General features: G+C 64.4%; 16 protein-coding genes. 2 read left to right on the top strand and 14 right to left on the bottom strand.

All coding sequences use genetic code 11. The features are described from left to right. The first annotated feature begins 37 nt into the window (after positions 1-37). Complete coding sequence (locus ECTOBSL9_RS10410) at positions 38-1486, top strand: bifunctional 2-methylcitrate dehydratase/aconitate hydratase (protein ID WP_063464989.1); 1449 nt, start codon at positions 38-40, stop codon at positions 1484-1486. A gap of 66 nt (positions 1487-1552) precedes the next feature. After that, positions 1553-2503 carry an MBL fold metallo-hydrolase gene (locus ECTOBSL9_RS10405; RefSeq protein WP_063464988.1) on the top strand — a complete coding sequence of 317 codons (951 nt, stop codon included), beginning with the start codon at positions 1553-1555 and terminating at the stop codon, positions 2501-2503. A 105-nt stretch (positions 2504-2608) separates the two neighbouring features. On the opposite strand, the gene ECTOBSL9_RS10400 is transcribed toward ECTOBSL9_RS10405, so the two are convergent. The 14 genes from ECTOBSL9_RS10400 to ECTOBSL9_RS10335 all read right to left on the bottom strand — a co-directional run bounded on the left by ECTOBSL9_RS10400 (position 2609) and on the right by ECTOBSL9_RS10335 (position 18581). Continuing rightward, entirely contained in the window at positions 2609-4777 is a 2169-nt protein-coding gene (locus tag ECTOBSL9_RS10400) for a malate synthase G (protein WP_063464987.1), read from the bottom strand. 32 nt (positions 4778-4809) lie between these two features. Next, positions 4810-5361: a L,D-transpeptidase gene (locus ECTOBSL9_RS10395; protein ID WP_063466142.1), complete on the bottom strand. Its 552-nt coding sequence runs from the start codon at positions 5359-5361 to the stop codon at positions 4810-4812. A 112-nt stretch (positions 5362-5473) separates the two neighbouring features. Further along, positions 5474-6982 (bottom strand): amidophosphoribosyltransferase, encoded by a 1509-nt coding sequence (gene purF / locus ECTOBSL9_RS10390; RefSeq protein ID WP_063464986.1) that lies wholly within the window; start codon positions 6980-6982, stop codon positions 5474-5476. 50 nt (positions 6983-7032) lie between these two features. Continuing rightward, on the bottom strand, positions 7033-7503 hold the full coding sequence (locus ECTOBSL9_RS10385; RefSeq protein WP_240480957.1) for a CvpA family protein: 471 nt from the start codon (positions 7501-7503) through the stop codon (positions 7033-7035). A gap of 107 nt (positions 7504-7610) precedes the next feature. Further along, complete coding sequence (locus ECTOBSL9_RS10380; RefSeq protein WP_063464984.1) at positions 7611-8195, bottom strand: SPOR domain-containing protein; 585 nt, start codon at positions 8193-8195, stop codon at positions 7611-7613. 92 nt (positions 8196-8287) lie between these two features. After that, positions 8288-8758, bottom strand: a complete 471-nt coding sequence (locus tag ECTOBSL9_RS10375; protein WP_063464983.1) for a Dps family protein — start codon at positions 8756-8758, stop codon at positions 8288-8290. Positions 8759-8853: 95 nt separating this feature from the next. Then, positions 8854-10167 carry a bifunctional tetrahydrofolate synthase/dihydrofolate synthase gene (gene folC, locus ECTOBSL9_RS10370; RefSeq protein WP_063464982.1) on the bottom strand — a complete coding sequence of 438 codons (1314 nt, stop codon included), beginning with the start codon at positions 10165-10167 and terminating at the stop codon, positions 8854-8856. Continuing rightward, positions 10164-11147, bottom strand: coding sequence for an acetyl-CoA carboxylase, carboxyltransferase subunit beta (accD, locus tag ECTOBSL9_RS10365; RefSeq protein ID WP_063464981.1), 984 nt, complete (start codon positions 11145-11147; stop codon positions 10164-10166). The genes folC and accD overlap by 4 nt, the downstream gene beginning before the upstream one ends. Before the next feature lie 75 nt (positions 11148-11222). After that, the gene (gene trpA, locus ECTOBSL9_RS10360) at positions 11223-12038 is read right to left on the bottom strand and encodes a tryptophan synthase subunit alpha (RefSeq protein ID WP_063464980.1); all 816 of its coding nucleotides are present in this window, start codon (positions 12036-12038) and stop codon (positions 11223-11225) included. Next, positions 12035-13255, bottom strand: a complete 1221-nt coding sequence (trpB, locus tag ECTOBSL9_RS10355) for a tryptophan synthase subunit beta (protein ID WP_063464979.1) — start codon at positions 13253-13255, stop codon at positions 12035-12037. Before trpB ends, trpA begins: the two co-directional genes overlap by 4 nt. After that, a complete protein-coding gene (locus ECTOBSL9_RS10350; protein ID WP_063464978.1) occupies positions 13230-13874 on the bottom strand; it encodes a phosphoribosylanthranilate isomerase in 645 nt (214 codons plus the stop codon). Before ECTOBSL9_RS10350 ends, trpB begins: the two co-directional genes overlap by 26 nt. A gap of 73 nt (positions 13875-13947) precedes the next feature. Next, entirely contained in the window at positions 13948-14742 is a 795-nt protein-coding gene (truA, locus tag ECTOBSL9_RS10345; protein ID WP_063464977.1) for a tRNA pseudouridine(38-40) synthase TruA, read from the bottom strand. Positions 14743-14783: 41 nt separating this feature from the next. Continuing rightward, positions 14784-15476 carry a CbiQ family ECF transporter T component gene (locus ECTOBSL9_RS10340; RefSeq protein WP_063464976.1) on the bottom strand — a complete coding sequence of 231 codons (693 nt, stop codon included), beginning with the start codon at positions 15474-15476 and terminating at the stop codon, positions 14784-14786. Between the two features lie 90 nt (positions 15477-15566). Further along, the gene (locus tag ECTOBSL9_RS10335; protein ID WP_156500094.1) at positions 15567-18581 is read right to left on the bottom strand and encodes a FimV/HubP family polar landmark protein; all 3015 of its coding nucleotides are present in this window, start codon (positions 18579-18581) and stop codon (positions 15567-15569) included. Positions 18582-18585 lie beyond the last annotated feature (4 nt).

Here is an 18585-nt window from a genome sequence, read left to right as displayed (position 1 = left end):
GCGGTAATATGACCACCCAAACCAGGGGGAATGACCCATGACCGCAACCACCGCCGACTCCAACCTTCGCCCCGATCCCGATCCCGAACTCATCGCCATCGCCGATTACGTCTGCGGCGACCCCATCCAATCCCCCGAGGCCCTGGACACCGCGCGCCACTGCCTCATGGACTCCCTGGCCTGCGCCCTGCTGGCCCTGCAATATCCCGAATGCACCAAGCACCTGGGACCTGTTGTCCCGGGCACCATCGTGCCCAACGGTACCCGCATCCCCGGCACCTCGTTCCAGCTGGACCCCATCCAGGGGGCCTTCAACATCGGCGCCATGGTCCGCTGGCTGGACTTCAACGACACCTGGCTGGCGGCCGAGTGGGGGCATCCCTCGGACAACTTGGGGGCCATCCTCGCCGTAGCGGATCACCTGAGCCGACAGGCCGTGGCCAACGGCCACCCTCCCCTCACCATGGACCGGGTGCTCCAGGCCATGGTCAAGGCCCACGAGATCCAGGGGGTGCTGGCCCTGGAGAACAGCTTCAACCAGGTGGGGCTGGACCACGTGTTGCTGGTGAAGGTGGCCTCCGCCGCCGTCAGCGCACATCTGCTCGGCGCCCGGCACGATCAGGTGATCGATGCCGTTTCCCAGGCCTTCGTGGACGGACAGGCCCTGCGCACCTATCGCCATGCCCCCAATGCCGGCTCACGCAAGTCCTGGGCCGCGGGCGATGCCTGTGGTCGCGCCGTACGCCTGGCCATGATGGTCATGAAGGGCGAGATGGGCCTGCCCAGCGTACTCAGTGCGCCGCGCTGGGGCTTTTATGACGTCCTCTTCAAGGGGCAGCCCTTCCGGTTCCAGCGGCCCTATGGCAGCTATGTGATGGAACAGATCCTGTTCAAGATCAGCTTCCCGGCCGAGTTCCACGCCCAGACGGCAGTGGAGGCCGCCCTGGCACTGCACGATGAGGTGAAGGATCGTCTGGACGAGATCGACCGGGTGGAACTCACCACCCAGGATTCGGCCATCCGCATCATCAGCAAGCAAGGCCCCCTGTACAATCCCGCCGACCGGGACCACTGCCTGCAGTACATGGTGGCTATCCCTCTGATCTTCGGGGCACTGACCGCCCGTCACTACGAGGATGACATCGCCGCCGATCCGCGCATCGATGCCTTGCGGGACAAGATGCAGGTGGTGGAGGATGAACGCTATTCCCGGGAATACCACGACCCGGACAAGCGCTCCATTGCCAATGCGGTGCAGGTCTTCTTCACCGACGGCAGCCAGACGGCCAAGGTGGAAGTGGAATATCCCATCGGCCACCGGCGCCGCCGGGACGAGGGCCTGCCGGAACTGGAACGCAAGTTCGAGAGCGCCCTGCGCGGCCGTTTCCCCAGGGGGCGGGCCCAGGAGATCCTGTCCTTGTGTACCGATGCGAATCGCCTGAACAACACGCCAGTGCATGAGTTCATGGACCATTTCATGATCTGAACCCGGGCCAGCCTATCCCAGCGCGCACCTGCAAGCACACCCACAAGACATTCCAGGAGGTTTTTCATGCCCCCAGCAGCGACATTCAAGGATCTGGGCCATGGCATCACCCTGATAGATGCACAGATCCAGCGCCCCGGTCTGGCCGCCTGCTATCTCATTCAGGAAGGCGATCGTGCCGCCTTTGTGGAGACGGGTACTGCCCTGTCCGTACCCGGGTTGCTGGAAGTGCTGGAGCACAGGGGCATCGGGCGGGATCAGGTGGACTACGTGATCCCCACCCATGTGCACCTGGATCACGCCGGCGGCGCTGGTGCACTCATGAGCCACCTGCCCCAGGCCCGGTTGGTGATCCACCCGCGGGGGGCGCGGCACATGATCGATCCCTCCAGGCTCATCGCCGGGGCCACGGCCGTTTATGGGGAGGAGGCCATGGCGCGCATGTTTGGTGAGATCCTGCCCATCCCCGAGGAACGGGTCATCCAGGCCGAGGACGGCGACACGGTGTCGCTCAATGGCCGCACCCTCACCTTCCTGGACACCCCAGGGCACGCCAAACATCACTTCAGTGTGGTGGACGAGGACGGACATGGAGTCTTCAGCGGAGACACCTTCGGGCTGTCCTACCGTGAATTCGACACGGATCGCGGTGCTTTCGCCCTGCCCACGACGACCCCGGTGCAATTCGATCCCGATGCCCTGCATGCCTCGGTGGATCGACTGATGGATCAGGGGCTGGACTACATGTATCTCACCCATTACGGGCGGGTGGAGGACCTGCCGCGCCTGCGGGTGGAGCAGCACGAGATGATCGATGCCTATGTGAACATGGCCCGCGCGCACGCCGATATCGGTGAAGGACGGCACGAGGCCCTGGTGGAGGGAATGATGGCCCTGCTGGTCACGCGCCTGCGGGCCCATGGCTGCCACATGCCCGAATCCCGGATCAGGGAACTGCTGGGGATGGATGTGGAACTGAATGTGCAGGGTCTGGAGTTCTGGCTGGATCACGACTGAGCCTCGACAGCCACGCCAGACGATTGACCGGACGATTGAAAAGGGGGCGGCGGCCTATCGGCCGCCCCCTTTGTCGATGCGTGAATGCTCTCGGCGCGGGACCTATCAGCCCCGTGCCTTGGCCTCGATCCGGCGCTGGTGCAGCACCGGCTCCGTATAGCCGCTGGGTTGCTCACGTCCCTTGAAGACCAGATCACAAGCCGCCTGGAAGGCCACCGAGGCGTTAAAATCTGCCGACATGGGGTGATAGGTGGGGTCACTGGCGTTCTGCTCGTCCACCACCCTGGCCATGCGCTTGAGGGTCTCCACCACCTGGGCCTCACTGCAGATGCCGTGATGCAGCCAGTTGGCGATGTGCTGGCTGGAGATGCGCAGGGTGGCCCGGTCCTCCATCAGACCCACATTGTTGATGTCGGGCACCTTGGAGCAACCCACACCGTGGTCGATCCAGCGCACCACGTAACCCAGGATGCCCTGGGCATTGTTGTCCAGTTCCTGCTGGATCTCCTCGGCGCTCCACTGGGGATTGGCCTCCACCGGGATGGTGAGGATATCCTCCAGCCGTGCGCGGCGCTGACCGGCCAGCTGGGCCTGCACATCGGCCACCTTCACCTGGTGATAATGCAAGGCATGCAGGGTGGCTGCCGTGGGGGATGGCACCCAGGCGGTGTTGGCACCGGACCTGGGATGCCCCACCTTCTGCTGGATCATGTCGGCCATCAGGTCCGGCATGGCCCACATGCCCTTGCCGATCTGGGCATGCCCCTGGAGACCACAGGCCAGACCCACATCCACGTTCCAGTCCTCGTAGGCCTGCAACCAGCGGGAGTTCTTCATGGCGGCCTTGCGGATCATGGGGCCGGCCTCCATGGAGGTGTGCATCTCGTCCCCGGTGCGATCCAGGAAGCCGGTATTGATAAAGACGATGCGCTCCTTCACCTCGCGGATACAGGCCTTGAGGTTCAGGGTGGTGCGACGCTCCTCGTCCATCACACCCACCTTCAGGGTGTGGCGCGTCATGCCCAGGACATCCTCGATCCGCCCGAAGAGTTCGTTGGTGAAGGCCACTTCTTCCGGGCCGTGCATCTTGGGCTTGACGATATACACCGAACCGCTGCGGGAATTGCGCAGTCCTGTGGTCTTGTTCAGGTCATGCAGGGCAATCAGGCTGGTAATCATCCCATCCAGAATACCCTCGGGAACCGGCTGGCCATCCTTGTCGCGCACGGCGTCGATGGTCATCAGGTGACCCACGTTGCGCACGAACATGAGCGAGCGGCCCTGCATCACCAGGCGGCCGCCCTCCGGCGTGGTGTATTCCCGGTCCGGGTGCATGGACCGCTCAACACGGTGCCCACCCTTCTGGAAGGTGGTGGACAGGTCCCCCTTCATCAGGCCCAGCCAGTTCCGGTAGACCTCCACCTTGTCTTCGGCGTCCACCGCAGCCACCGAGTCCTCGCAATCCATGATGGCCGTCAGGGCCGATTCCATGAGTACGTCCTTGATGCTGGCGGAGTCGGTCTTGCCAATGGGGTGTTCGGCATCGAACTGGATCTCGAAGTGGATGCCGTTGTGCTCCAGGAGTACCGCCTTGGGGGCCGACGCATCACCCTGGTAGCCCTTGAGCTGGCCAGGCACCCTCAGACTGGTCTCGCTGCCATCGGCACAGGTAACGCGCAGCACGCCATCCACCACCGCATAGCCCCTGGAGCCCACATGACTGCCATGTTGCAGGGATGCGGCATCGTCCAGGAACTGCCGCGCGAACTCCACCACCTTGGCGCCACGGCGGGGGTTGTACTCTGCCCCGCGCTCACAGCCATCGGCATCGGCGATGGCATCCGTGCCATAGAGGGCGTCGTAAAGGCTGCCCCAGCGGGCATTGGCCGCATTCAGGGCATAGCGGGCATTCATGACCGGCACCACCAGCTGCGGACCGGCCTGGCTGGCCACCTCGGCATCCACGTTGGACGTGGTCACCTGGAAATCCTCGCCTTCGGGCAACAGGTAGCCGGATTCCCGCAGGAAATCCTGGTAGGCCTGCATATCCACGGGGCCGGCATGCGCCTTGTGCCAGTCGTCAATGGACGCCTGCATGGCATCGCGCTTGTCCAGCAACTCACGGTTCCGGGGGGCCAGATCATGAACGATCCGGTCCAGGCCGCCCCAGAAGGCCTCGGCAGAGACGTTCGTGCCCGGCAGGGCTTCCCGGTTGATGAAATCGTGCAGTTGGGCGGCAACCTGCAACTGACCCGCCGTGACGTACTCGCTCATATGCTGTCCTCTGCTTCCTGGGGCTTGGGCTTTCAGGGCGACGACTGGATCACGACCAGCGTGCCCTCTGGCATGGTTTCGAACAGTTCTATCACATCCGCATTGGTCATGCGCACACAGCCCTCCGAGGCAGGCTGACCGATCAGCCCCTCCTCGTCGGTGCCATGGATATAGATGTAGCGGGAAAAGGAATCTATGCCCTCTCCCCGGTTCACGCCATCCTCAAGCCCTTCCAGCCAGAGGATGCGGGTCGTGATGAAATCACCAGGAGTGCGCTCGGGTACGGTGACGATGGGCGCAACCTTGCCCGTGTTCTCGCGGGCCCTGAACACCGTGCCCTTGGGGGCCCCGTCGCCGAACTTGCTGTGGATCCGATGCACCCCCAGCGGCGTGCGGAAGCTGCCATCCTGATTGCCGATGCCGTGGCGGGACGTGGAGATCGGATATTCCCGCTGGATCTGCCCCTGGCGGATCAGATAGAGGCGTTGCTCATCAATACGCACCACCGCCACCGGGTCGGCCACGAAGAACTCGGGAAAATCCGACTGCAGTCGCTTGAGCACGGGTTGATACCAGGGCGACATCTCGCGCTCCGTATCGAAGGTTTCCACATACCAGCCTGCACCCGCCATGGGACCAAAGGCAAACAGACACAAAGCCAGCATGGCCATGGTTTGGACGCGGCGCAACATGGGGTCAGGCGTTGTTGTACAGATCAAGGTTGGCGTATTCGCGTTCCTTTTTCTTTTTGGCCAGATCATTGCGACGCTCTTCCAGATGGGCCAGGTAATCACGACTGACCTGTGTGACGTATTCTCCCGTAAACACGGAACAATCGAAGTCCTCCAGGCGCGGATTGCCCTTGCGCACGGCACCCACCAGGTCTTCCAGATCCTGATAGATCAGCCGGTCGGCAGCAACTGCCTGGCAGACCTCCTCCTCGCTGCGTCCGTGGGCGATGAGTTCCTGAGCGGCGGGCATGTCGATGCCATACACGTTGGGGTAGCGCACCGGCGGCGCGGCGGAGGCAAAATAGACCTTACGGGCTCCGGACTCCCGAGCCATCATGACGATCTCCCGGGAGGTGGTACCGCGCACGATGGAGTCATCCACCAGCAGCACGTTCTTGCCCTTGAACTCCAGCCCGATGGCATTGAGCTTCTGGCGTACCGACTTACGGCGCTGGGTCTGCCCCGGCATGATGAAGGTACGACCGATGTAGCGATTCTTGATGAAGCCTTCCCGGTACTTCACGTTCAGCTCGTGGGCCATCTCGATGGCCACCGTGCGCCCGGTATCCGGGATGGGGATGATCACATCGATGTCATGATCCGGCCACTCCCGCAGGATCTTCTTGCCCAGGCGCGTCCCCATGCGCATGCGCGCCCGGTGCACCACCACGTCGTCGATGACCGAATCGGGACGGGCAAAATACACATACTCGAAGATGCAGGGTGAAAGCCTGGCCGGCTCGGCGCAACGTCGGGTGTGCACGGTGCCATCCATCTCGATGTAGACCGCTTCTCCCGGATCCAGATCCCGCACCAGCTCAAAGCCCAGGGTGTCCAGGGCCACGCTTTCCGAGGCCACCATGTATTCGGGGCCCTCCGGGGTTTCCCGCCGACCAAAGACGACAGGACGGATGCCGTGGGGATCCCGAAAGCCCAGCACCCCGCGACCCGCCACCATGGCCACCACCGCATAGGCGCCCTGACAGCGCTGATGCACGCCGCTCACCGCGCTGAAGATCTCCTCCTGGGTGACCGCCAGCACATCGTGTCGAATCAGCTCCTGGGCCAGCACATTGAGCAGGATCTCGGAGTCCGATTCGGTATTGATATGGCGTCGGTCTTCCAGGAAGAGTTCGCGCTTGAGATCACTGGCGTTGGTGAGGTTGCCGTTGTGCCCCAGGGTGATGCCGTAGGGCGAGTTCACGTAAAAGGGCTGAGCCTCGGCCGATGACGAGCTGCCGGCCGTGGGGTAACGCACATGGCCGATACCCATGGGGCCGGTGAGATTGCGCATGTGCTGTTCGCGAAACACATCCCTGACCAGGCCGTTGTCCTTGCGCAGGTGCAGATGGCCTTCCAGGTCACAGGTGACGATGCCGGCCGCATCCTGCCCCCGGTGCTGCAATACCAACAGGGCGTCGTACAGCGCCTGATTGACAGGGCTGCGACCGACGATTCCGACGATTCCGCACATGGGAAGGCCTCTTGAAGATTCAGAAAGAGCGGGGGAACCCGATCCGGGGGTCAGTCCCCAAAGGAGAAGTTCTCTGCGATGTCCTGAGGCAGGAAGTCACGCATCCACAGCGCGATGCGTTCAAACTGGGGCAATAGCTGGCTTTCCTGCCACCAGGGTTCCTGGGGCACGACGGTCAGGCCCGCCAGCAGCACCACCACGGCGACGATGGCCACGCCCCGTGCCAGGCCGAAGACGGCACCGATGCTGCGATCGGTCCCCGATAGACCCGTCTTTTTCACCAACTGGCTCGCCAGCAGGTTCACCACCCCGCCCACAATCAGGGTGAGGATGAAGAGAATGGCAAAGGCGATCCCCACCAGCAGGGTGGGATCTTCAATGCCCAGGGGGAGGTATTCGGAGAAGGGGGTCGCGTAGGTGAGCGACACCAGGAAGGCCAGCACCCAGGTGGCCAGGGAAATGGCCTCCTTGATGAACCCTCTGAACAGGCTGATCACCGCCGAGACGGCGATGATGGCCACGATAACCAAATCAATCCAGATCATTGTCTTGACGATTGCGGGAACATGAACGGGATTTTAACAAAGATCGAAGGCGCGGATGGCCATTTGCCCGAAAAATAACCCGCTCACGGGTGGGTCACAACGATACCGGGTAGCTCCTGCTCCCGTTCGAGGCGCGTTTTGAGGCCCAGGGCAGCGCGCCTCTCCAGTTCGGGGCCCACCTTCACCCGGAAGAGAGATCGCCCCTCGGCCTCGGTGCGTTCCACAAAGGCCGGAAATCCTGCCTGCCTGAGGCGCTCGGCCTCGGCCCGGGCGTTGGATTCCTGACTGAAACTGCCCACCTGCACCACCCAGCCGCCAGACACCGGCGTGCTGCCAGGCTGGGGACGCGCCGGCGGACGGGATTCCGCCGCCGGGGCCGGCTGCGACGAGGCGTTATCCGGCAGGGGGCGTGCCTTGGGCTCGCGCACCGACTCGGGCGTGGGCGCCTGGAGCATTTGCGGTGTGGATACCTCGGGTGCCACGGTTGCGTCGCTACGGGGCGCTGCCGCGGTGGTCGGGCGATCAAAGACCGGTTCCGGGGGGATCGCCTGCGCGGTGTCCAGGCGAGCCTCCCGCCCGGAGCCATCCAGCAGCATGGGCAGGAAGATCACGGCCAGGGCCACCAGGACGGTGGCGCCCAACAGACGTTGTTTCAGGGGTGCTTCCACGTGTCGCCCATCATCTCACAAGCCCCGGGCCGGGGCCCCTCACCTCAAGGCAAGAGGCCCGACCCGCAGGCACTGCAGCCTAAGGCCGCGTGTTACTGGTTCAGTGCCCGCAGCATCCACGCGGTCTTTTCATGAACCCGCATGCGATCCGATACCAGCGCGGCAGTGGATTCGTCATCGGCCGCCTGCGCCACCTTGAGGACCTCGCGGCAGCATTTGACCACCTTCTCATGGCTGTCGGTGAGGATGTCCACCATCTCCCGACCCGCAGGCACGCCTTCCACCTCTTCGATGGAACTCAGGGAGGCCAGTTGCTTGTAGGTGCCTGGAGCCACCACATCCAGGGTGCGGATACGCTCGGCGATATCGTCCACCGCGGTCGCCAGCTCGGTGTAGTGTTCCTCAAACATCAGGTGCAGTTCGCGGAACTGCGGGCCCACCACGTTCCAGTGGAAGTTGTGGGTCTGCAGGTACAGGGTGTAGGAGTCGGCCAGCAGGCGCTTGAGGCCCTCGGCAATACTGAGTCTGTCCTGTTCATTGATGCCGATATCGATCTTGCTCACTGGTTTGATCTCCTTGCTAAACGGACGAAATTGAATAAACGAGAGGGATGGGTTAATCGGAAAACCCCCTCGCCCCCTACGAAGGTATGGGCGAATCAGGCGCTCTTCAAGGGTGCGCTGGCCCAGGGGAACGGGGTCTGCAGCACGGCGGCCACGGTATAGAAGGAACCGAAGACGATAATGCGATCCCCCGGGCCCGCCTGCAACAGCGCCGCCTCACAGGCCTGGGCAACGCTGGCCTGGATCTGCACCGGGGCTGCGCCCTCCAGGTGGACAGCCAGTTCCTCGGGCGCCAGGGCTCGGGGAATGTCCAGCGCCCCCAGATACCAGGCATCCACCAACGATCTCAATGGCTCCAGAATTCCCGCCACATCCTTGTCGGCCATGACGGCCATGACGGCCAGGGTGCGGCCCTTGACGGGCTCATCGGCCAGGTGCCCCCCAAGGATGCGGGCGCCTTGTGGATTGTGCGCCACATCCACCCACACTGCGGGGTCCTGCTGAAGGCGCTGATACCGCCCCGCCAGACGTACCTGGGCGATCCCCTCACGCACGGCGCGCTCGGTCAGGGGGACCTGATCCTCCAGCAGCAGGGCCGCGGTAATGGCGGTGGCGGCATTGCCACGCTGCACCGAGCCGGCCAGGCCCGGTGGCGGCAACGACGTGAGGGTCATGCCCATGCCGTGATAATCCCACACACCGTTTTCGGCCACGGGCCCGGCATGAAAGTCGCTGCCGGCCAGGGCCAGGGGGGTGTCCAGGCTGGCGGCATGCTCCAGCAGGCGACGGGGCGGATCCATATCACCACAAACCGCCGGCTGTTCACTGCGAAAGATACCGGCCTTCTCAAAACCAATGGCTTCCCTGTCTTCCCCCAGCCAGCTTTGATGATCGATCCCCACCGAGGTGACCACGGCCACGTGGGCGTCCAGGATATTGACCGCATCCAGACGACCACCCAACCCCACTTCCAGCAGGATCACGTCCATGGCTTCGCGGCGGAACAGCCACAGGGCCGCCAGGGTGCCGAACTCGAAATAACTCAGGCTGATGTTGTCCCGGGCCCGGTCGATGGCGGCAAAGGCCTCGCATAGAGGGCCATCCCCCACAGGCTCCCCCTGCAGGCGAATACGTTCGTTATAGCGCAGCAGATGAGGCGAGGTGTAGACACCGACGCGATAGCCCGCAGCCCGATAGATGGCCTCCAGAAACGCCACCGTCGACCCTTTCCCATTGGTGCCACCCACGGTGATCACGGGGGCAGAGGCTGGCCGCAAACCCATCAGGTCGGCTACGCGCCCCACCCGCTCAAGCCCCAGGTCAATGGGGCGTATGTGAAACCGCTCCTGCCAGTCCAGCCAGTCCGACAGATTGTCGAATCGCGGCCGGGGTACGCCGGGTTCACTCATGAACTGGCCGGCCCCTGTGCAGCCTTGTCCTGCTCCGAAGACTGATCGAGCGCGCCCTCGGGAGGTTGCCCCACCCGCTCCGGATCAGACTCCTCATCGAAGGCCTCGGCCTCGGGAACCGGCTGACCAGGCCGGTGGGTCAGCAGACACAGCACCGAGGAGAGGCGGTTCCGCATTTCCCGGCGATCAATGATCATGTCGATGGCGCCGTGTTCCAGCAGGAACTCGGATCGCTGGAAGCCTTCCGGCAGGGTTTCACGCACCGTCTGCTTGATGACCCGCGGGCCGGCAAACCCGATCAGGGCGCCCGGCTCGGCGGCATTGATGTCACCAAGCATGGCCAGACTGGCCGACACGCCCCCCATGGTGGGGTCGGTCATCACGGAGACATAGGGCAGGCGCGCCTCGCGCAACCGCGCCAGGGCGGCACTGGTCTTGGCCATCTGCATGAGCGAGAACAGGGCCTCCTGCATGCGGGCCCCGCCACTGGCCGAGAAGCACACCATGGGAACGCCCTGCTCCACGGCGGTATTCACGCCGCGCACAAACCGCTCACCGACCACGGAACCCATGGAGCCACCCATGAAGTTGAAGTTGAAGGCCGCGGCCACCACGGGTACATCCCGCACCGTGCCCTTCATGACCACCAGCGCATCCTTCTCGCCTGTGGTCTTCTGGGCCGCCTGCAGGCGATCCTTGTAACGCTTGCTGTCGCGAAAGCGCAGCATGTCCAAGGGCTCGATCTGAGCACCAATCTCCTCGCGTTCGCCTGCGTCCAGGAAGGTCTCCAGACGGCGCCGGGCATTCATGCGCATGTGAAAGCCGCACTTGGGACAGACGTCCAGGCTGCGCTCCACCTCGGGGCGATACAGGGTGGCCGAACAGCCATCACAGCGCAGCCACAGACCCTCGGGCACGGCACGCTTGTTGGTGGCGTCGGTGCGGATCCGGGAAGGGACGAGTTTTTCAAACCAGCTCATGGGCGTCGGTCATCCTGTTGGATCGATGATCGGCACGGGCACGTGGCCGACCTTGAAGACTAATGGCAAATCCCGTCAGGCCTGGTGGGCGGCATCCATGGCCTGGCGCATCTCTCCCAGCAGACCTGCTGCGGCGGCACGACCAGCCGGCAGATCCTGGGTGTTGGCGGCCAGCAGCTTGACCAGCGCACTGCCCACCACCACGGCATCGGCCACACGGCCTACACGGGCAGCGGTGGGCGCATCGCTGATGCCAAAACCCACACCCACGGGCAGGTCCGTGTGCTGCCGGATAAGGGTAAGCTTCTCTGCCACCGCATCCACATCCAGGGTAGCGGCACCGGTCACCCCCTTGAGGGATACGTAGTACACAAAACCGGACGCGGCTGCGCAGATGGCCTTGATACGGCCCTCGTGACTGGTGGGCGCCAGCAGGAAGATGGGATCGATGCCGTTCGTGGTCAGGGTCTGCACCAGATCACCGCCCTCCTCGGGGGGAAGGTCCACGATCAGCAGCCCGTCCACGCCCGCCTCGGCCGCCTCCCGGGCAAAGGTCTCGTAGCCCATGATTTCCACGGGATTGAGGTAGCCCATCAAAACCACCGGCGTGGTGGTGTTGTCGCGGCGAAACTCGCGCACCATGCCCAGCACGTCCCGCAGGCTCACGTGGTGCTTGAGGGCACGCTCGCAGGCCTGCTGGATCACCGGGCCATCGGCCATGGGATCGGAGAACGGCACCCCCAGTTCAACGATATCGGCTCCGGCGTTCACCAGCTCGTGCATCAGCGGCACGGTATTGGCGGGCTCCGGGTCACCGGCGGTCACATAGGGGATCAGGGCCTTGCGACCCTGAGACCTGAGATACTCGAAACGGGCGGCAATGCGACTCACAGCTCGATGCCCTCCATGCGGGCCACGGTGTTGATGTCCTTGTCACCACGACCGGACAGATTGACGATGATCCCGCCATCGGCGCGAACCTGGGGCGCCAGCTTGATCACCTGGGCGATGGCATGACTGGATTCCAGTGCCGGAATGATGCCCTCGGTGCGGGTCAGGCGATGGAAGGCGGACAAGGCCTCCTCGTCCGTGATGGGCACGTACTGCACCCGCCCCGCATCCTTGAGCCAGGCATGCTCCGGCCCCACACCGGGATAATCCAGCCCGGCCGACACCGAATGGGTCTCGGTGATCTGTCCATCGGCATCCTCCATGAGATAGGTGCGATTACCATGCAGGACGCCGGGCTTGCCGGCACACAAGGGCGCGGAATGGCGGCCGCTGTCAATACCGTCTCCGGCGGCCTCGGCCCCGTACATGGCCACGCTGGCATCATCCAGGAAGGGGTGAAACAGCCCGATGGCATTGGAACCACCGCCCACACAGGCCACCAGGGCATCGGGCAGTTCGCCGGTCTCTTCCAGATACTGGGCCCGGGCTTCGCGACCGATCACCGACTGGAAGTCCCTCACCATGGCCGGATAGGGGTGTGGACCGGCTACGGTGCCGATGATGTAGAAGGTATTGTCCACGTTGGTCACCCAGTCACGCATGGCCTCGTTGAGGGCATCCTTGAGGGTCCGCGACCCGGAGGACACGGGCACCACCCTGGCGCCCAGCAGACGCATGCGATACACGTTGGGCGACTGGCGCTGGATGTCATCAGCGCCCATGTAGACCACGCATTCCAGCCCCAGGCGGGCCGCCACGGTGGCCGTGGCCACGCCATGCTGTCCTGCGCCGGTCTCGGCAATGATGCGGGTCTTGCCCATGCGCTTGGCCAGCAGCGCCTGGCCAATGGTGTTGTTCACCTTGTGGGCACCGGTGTGATTCAGGTCCTCGCGCTTGAGGTAGATGCGGGCACCCCCCAGTTCACGGGTGAGCCGTTCCGCCAGATACAAGGGGCTGGGGCGACCCACGTACTGTGCCAGGTCACGGTCCAGTTCAGCCAGGAACTCCGGGTCCTTGAGATAACGATGATAGGCCTCTCGCAGTTCCTCCAGGGGCTCCATCAGGGTCTCGGAGACAAACTGGCCACCATAGGGCCCGAAATGCCCACGGGCATCCGGGAAGGCGCTCCAGTCAGGCGTCTGTTGGGGTTTGCTCACGGTCGACACGTCGTACCTCGCTGATGAATCGGATCATGCGTCGGGCATCCTTCACACCCGGCGACGACTCCACGCCACTGCTCACATCCACGGCCCAGGGGCGGGTCTGCCTGACCGCCTCGGCCACATTGTCGGGATGCAGCCCACCCGCCAGCACCAACGACTGTGGGCTGCCCGTGGGCCATCGGCCCCAATCGAATGTCTGCCCGGTACCGCCGGCCTGACCGGCGCCATGACTGTCCAGCAGGAAACCCTGTGCCCCGGCATAACGGGCCATGAAGGCTTCCGGCGTCTCGGAACCGGCCATGGGGACCGCCTTGAGGTAGGTGCGGCCAAAGGACTCGCAATAGTCCGGCGGCTCGCCACCATGAAACTGCAGCACCTCCAGGGGCACCCGGGCCATCACCTGGCGCACCTGCTCGGCATCCGCATCCATGAACAATCCCACCCGCGCCACGAACGGCGGCACGGCGTGGGCCACGGCCAGTGCTTGCTCCACATCGACTGCCCTGGGGCTTCGATCGTAAAAGACCAGACCGATGGCATCGCAGCCGGCCTGAGCCGCTGCCCGGGCGTCCTCGGCGCAGGTAATGCCACAGATCTTGATACGGGTACGCATGGCCGCCCGGGTTGCTGAACAGGATGGGCAAGGTTAACAGAAATCCGGCCCCAGGATCAGCCTGCCCGGGGAGTCAGGCGTACTCGGGCACGACTGCCGGCGGATGCAGATCGAAACGATCCTCGTAACCCACCTGCACCAGGTAGAGGCCGTCCGGCGGAGCCGTGATGCCTGCCTGGGAGCGGTCTCGCGCCGTGAGCACCTCGGCGATCCACTCGGGAGGATATTCGCCACGACCAATGGCCATCAAGACCCCGGCGATATTGCGGACCATGTGATGCAGGAAGGCGTTGGCGCGGATATCCAGATGGATGAAATCGCCTCGGCGATGCACCGATACGTCCTGCACCGTGCGTATGGGTGTGCGCGCCTGACAGCCCTTGGCGCGAAAACTGGAAAAATCATGCTCCCCCAGCAGATACGGCACCGCCTCGGCCATCAGCGTCGCATCCAGGGGTCGATGAATCCAGGTGACTCGACGGCGCAGGATCGCCGGTCGGGTGAGGCGGTTGAGAAAGATGTAGCGGTAACGACGCCACCGCGCCGAGAAACGGGCATGAAAGTCATCGGGCATGGGCCGCACCCACTGAAAACTCAGCTCCGGGGACAAATGGCTGTTTCCCCCCAGCAACCAGGCGCGCGGATCGCGCACCGCGCTGGTGTCAAAATGAATGATCTGGCCGGTGGCATGCACACCCGCATCGGTGCGACCGGCACAGGTCACGCCGATGGGTTCGTCCGCCACCCGGGAGAGGGCCTTCTCCACCTGGGCCTGCAGGGTACGGGCCTCTTTCTGGGTCTGCCAGCCGCGAAATCCGGAGCCGTCGTATTCGATGCCTATCGCCAGGCGATGAAGGGTCTCAGTCATGTGTACCAGTCGTTCGGAAGAATCAGGGGCGTTCGGGCCCTTCAAGGCCCAGCGGCCAGGGCCATCAAGGGCAGGATGACCAGCGCCACGCCAAGCCAGTCCCGCCACCCCGGTGCCGCCAAGGGGGCCAGATGAATGGGTTCCAGCGGCGCCTGTTGCGCCTGGTTGAGCACGCTCTGAAACAGGCCCGCAGCCCGTTCGCCCAAGCCTTGCAGTCGCTCCCCCAGCCCCCGGGGTGCCTCGCTGGCATGATCCCGCGCCTCCCGGGCCAGAAGCCCGACGCGGGGAAGCGCCTCAAGGGTCAGGACCAGGCGCACCGCAAACCGCTCGCGCGGAAACCCCAGGATCGCCAGGGGGCGGGTGAGCCAGAGCAGGCCCTTCACCAGATCATCGCGTCGGGTGGTCTCCAGCAGCCAGACCACCGCTCCCACGGCCAGCACCAGGACCAGGCTGCGTTGCAGCCCCAGCACCAGCCCCTCCCGGCTGGGAGACCACTCCGGCGCAAGGGCGAGCAGCGGCGTCCCGGGAGTAAACCAACCAAAAACCAGAATAATGGACAGGAAAAACCATTTAAGCCGCGCCACCATGGTCAGGAAGCGGTCGATCCCCTGCCTGCCCACATGCCACAGGCCCAGCGCCACCCAGAAACATCCACCGGCAAGTACCGCCGGGTTGGCCCGAGCAACGCAGAGAATGAACAGGATAACGCCGAGTATCTTGGTGGCTGGATGCATGAATCACGATGAAAACCACCCACTGGATGATCGGTGCCATCCGGTGGGTGGTCTTCCTGGGGCTGGAAGAGGTGCCGGGTAACCGGCGGCTTACTGGATCTGCCGCATCAGCTCCTCGGCCTCGCGACGCTGACCTTCGTCACCATCGCTGATCACTTCCTCCAGTGTGGCACGGGCGCCTTCGGCATCACCCATCTCGATGTAGGCCCGGGCCAGATCCAGCTTGGTGCTGACCTCGTCGCCGAGGCTGAAGTCGTCATCCTCGGCACTGTCCAGTTCATCTGCGGTACGGGCGGCATCGTCTGCGTCAAACGTGTCATCCAGCCATCGGGTATCGGCATCGGAGTCCAGATCCTCACCCAGCGCCCTGGGGGTGGCAGGCTCTTCCTTGCCCATGGACTCCATGTCATCCAGATCAAAGTTCAGATCGTCCGCATCCAGCTGCAGGGTGTCGTCCTGCTCGTCCCTGCCCTCGGTGGTGGAGCTGGCGACATCACGATCCCGTGCCGGGGGTGCGTCCAGATCCGGGAAGGGCTCGTCCATCTGCAGCGTGGCGGTATCGTCCGCGGCATCGGCGCGCCGGGTCGGCTCATCCGCACCGATGTCAGCGCCCTTGTCCAGGTCCGGCTTGGGCGCATCATCACCCACGTCTTTCGCCCAGTCCTCATCCAGGAAGCCACTGTCGTCCAGGTCAAATTCCAGTGTCGCATCATCGGCGTTCTGGGTACGGGCGCGCTCCTCAGGCTTGTCCGGGGCGGGCGTGGCCGCCTGTGACGGAGTCTGAACCCGGGTGGGAGCCTCGTCATCCATGCCCGGGGTTCCTTCCACCTGCATGGTGGGTGCATCTTCCGGGGCCACCTTACCTGAACCCTCGGACACATCGGCTCGGATGTCCTCGGGCAGATCCAGATCCAGCTCACCGATATCGGAGATTTGTGTCTGATCCTCAGAGGCTGGATCTTCCCCCAGCCCCATGTCATCCATGTCATCACGAATCTCGAAGTCCACCTCGGAGAGCGAGCCTTCCAGTTCCGTGGTATCCAGATCGAAATCGCTGGTATCAGGGCGCTCGTGCGTGGCCTGACCCGCGGCGGCCGCACCGCGGAACAGGGGATTATCCGGGCTGATCTCCTGCCCCATGAGCACCACGCGGTCCCACAGCCTGGCGGGACGCTCACCCAGGGACTGGCGCATGTCTGCCGCCACGCCCTCAAAGGCCTCCCGATTCTTGCCGGCGAAATAGGTTTCTGCCAATTTGAAACGATAATCCAGGCGATCAGGGTCCTGCTTCACGGCATTTTCGAGCAGATCCTCCGCCTGCTGGTACAGCCCATAGGCCAGGTAGACATCCGCTTCGGCCACCGTATCGTCATTCGATACTTCGTCCCGATGGCGCGGGCCGCCATCCTCCGGTTCTTCGGCGGCAGCACCGCCGGGGAGGGTCAGCTCCATGGTATCGGTCAGCTCGGAGGAATCCCCCATGGGCCCTTTCGGTGAGGGCAACTGCGTTTCCATGGTGTCCATCATCGCCGTGGACATATCCTCTTTGGAGTCGGACTCGACGCCAAAGGTGGGCCGCTCCTGACCCGCATCATCCCGAGCAGCAGCCATACCGCCAGCGGCAGCGCCTGCGGCCAGGGCGGCGGTTCCCGTCCCCGTGCCTTGAGTGCCGGCCTCCTGGCCCATCGAGGCATCAGCCAGGGGGGGTGCGGCGTCCTCGTCGCCCTCACGTTCACGCAGGCGACGGATCATCAGCCACAGCAGGGCCAGGATCAGCAACAGCCCAAAACCGGCCCCCATGAGCAGGGAAGGATTGTTCAGTAACTGGGTCAGCGCGGTGGGTCGCGGCTCCGGTTCGGCGGGTGTGGCCGGTGCAGGAGGCGCTGGGGCCACTTCAGGGGTCGGACTCGCATCCGGGTCCGGCGCGGGCGCGACCGCCTCGGGGGCCGTTGGCAAAGGCTCGGTAGGCAGGGCCAGAGGCAGGTGGTCGGGGTCGCGGCCCTCCATGCGGGCCAACTGGTTCTGCAGATCTGCCAGCTGCTGGTTGGTGAGGGTCAGCAGACGGGACTGCCTTTCCAGCAACCCTTCCAGCTCTTCCACCCGGTTACGCAGTTCCTCCGCCTCCTGGCGACGGGACTCGGTGGTTTCCCGCAACAGGGCCAGTTCCCGCTCCAGGCGTTGGGCCTCGTCATCGGTGAGACCATCGCCAACGATCTCCAGGCGGGCATCGTCGTCCATCGGCGCGGGGGGGGCCGGTTCCGTGGCTTCGTCCGGAGCCGGGTCGCGCGGCGGCGACGGCTCATCGGCAACGGCTACCTGGGGTTCAGGCTGTTCGGTGGCCCGCTCCCGGTATTCCCGCCATAGTCGATTCTGACGCACCACTTCCTGACGTGCTTCGCGGGGCGCCAGGCGGGTGATCTCATCCCGGTCCGGCACGCGCAGCACATGGCCGCTGCGCAGGTTATTGATATTGTCGTCCTCGAATGCCTCGGGATTGGCCCTGAGCAGCGCAAGCATCATCTGCTCCACGCTCACGTCGGTATCGGGACGCAACCGTTCGCCCAGTTGCCACATGGTGTCGCCACGACTGACCCGGTAAGTGGAGGGGCCGGTGTCGCGGGGCGCTTCGGCGCGGGTCACCCCCGGGGGGGCGGCCTCACGCCCGGGTGCCGGAGCCGACGGCGCCGGGGTGGGCTGGCGGGTCTGTTCGAAGCGGGTGGGTGGGTCCAGCAGGATGGTGTATTCGCGCACCAGACGACCGCTGGGCCAGCTGGCTTCGATAAGGAAGTTGAGGAAGGGTTCGCGGATGGGGTCGCGGGAGGTCACCCGAATCACGTGGCGACCGTCCCCGGTGGTCATGGGCTCGAACTCCAGCTCGGTCAAACGGTGATCCCGGTCGATGCCCATGCGCGTGAACAGGGCGTCGGGTGCCAGCCGAACCACCAGATCGTCCATCTCGCCCGGCTCCACTGAGACCAGTTCGATCTCCGCGCGGAGGGGTTGATTGAGCGCGGAACGGGGTTCGATTTCTCCCAGTCCCAGCCCCAGGCTCGCCCCCGGTACGATCAGGGCCCACACGGCGGTTCCCAAAGCCAGTCTGCGCACAGCT

Origin of the sequence: Ectothiorhodospira sp. BSL-9 (assembly GCF_001632845.1) — a bacterium.
Lineage (GTDB): Bacteria > Pseudomonadota > Gammaproteobacteria > Ectothiorhodospirales > Ectothiorhodospiraceae > Ectothiorhodospira.
Note: the sequence above shows the minus strand (reverse complement) of the source record. Positions and strands in the feature narration are given on the sequence as shown.

What these genes read in the sequence shown, in the direction of transcription:
- ECTOBSL9_RS10410 (WP_063464989.1), top strand. Translation starts at nt 38, where the DNA reads ATGACCGCAACCACCGCCGACTCCAACCTTCGCCCCGATCCCGATCCC.
- ECTOBSL9_RS10405 (WP_063464988.1), top strand. Translation starts at nt 1,553, where the DNA reads ATGCCCCCAGCAGCGACATTCAAGGATCTGGGCCATGGCATCACCCTG.
- ECTOBSL9_RS10400 (WP_063464987.1), bottom strand. Translation starts at nt 4,777, where the DNA reads ATGAGCGAGTACGTCACGGCGGGTCAGTTGCAGGTTGCCGCCCAACTG.
- ECTOBSL9_RS10395 (WP_063466142.1), bottom strand. Translation starts at nt 5,361, where the DNA reads ATGTCGCCCTGGTATCAACCCGTGCTCAAGCGACTGCAGTCGGATTTT.
- purF (WP_063464986.1), bottom strand. Translation starts at nt 6,982, where the DNA reads ATGTGCGGAATCGTCGGAATCGTCGGTCGCAGCCCTGTCAATCAGGCG.
- folC (WP_063464982.1), bottom strand. Translation starts at nt 10,167, where the DNA reads ATGAGTGAACCCGGCGTACCCCGGCCGCGATTCGACAATCTGTCGGAC.
- accD (WP_063464981.1), bottom strand. Translation starts at nt 11,147, where the DNA reads ATGAGCTGGTTTGAAAAACTCGTCCCTTCCCGGATCCGCACCGACGCC.
- ECTOBSL9_RS10350 (WP_063464978.1), bottom strand. Translation starts at nt 13,874, where the DNA reads ATGCGTACCCGTATCAAGATCTGTGGCATTACCTGCGCCGAGGACGCC.
- truA (WP_063464977.1), bottom strand. Translation starts at nt 14,742, where the DNA reads ATGACTGAGACCCTTCATCGCCTGGCGATAGGCATCGAATACGACGGC.
- ECTOBSL9_RS10340 (WP_063464976.1), bottom strand. Translation starts at nt 15,476, where the DNA reads ATGCATCCAGCCACCAAGATACTCGGCGTTATCCTGTTCATTCTCTGC.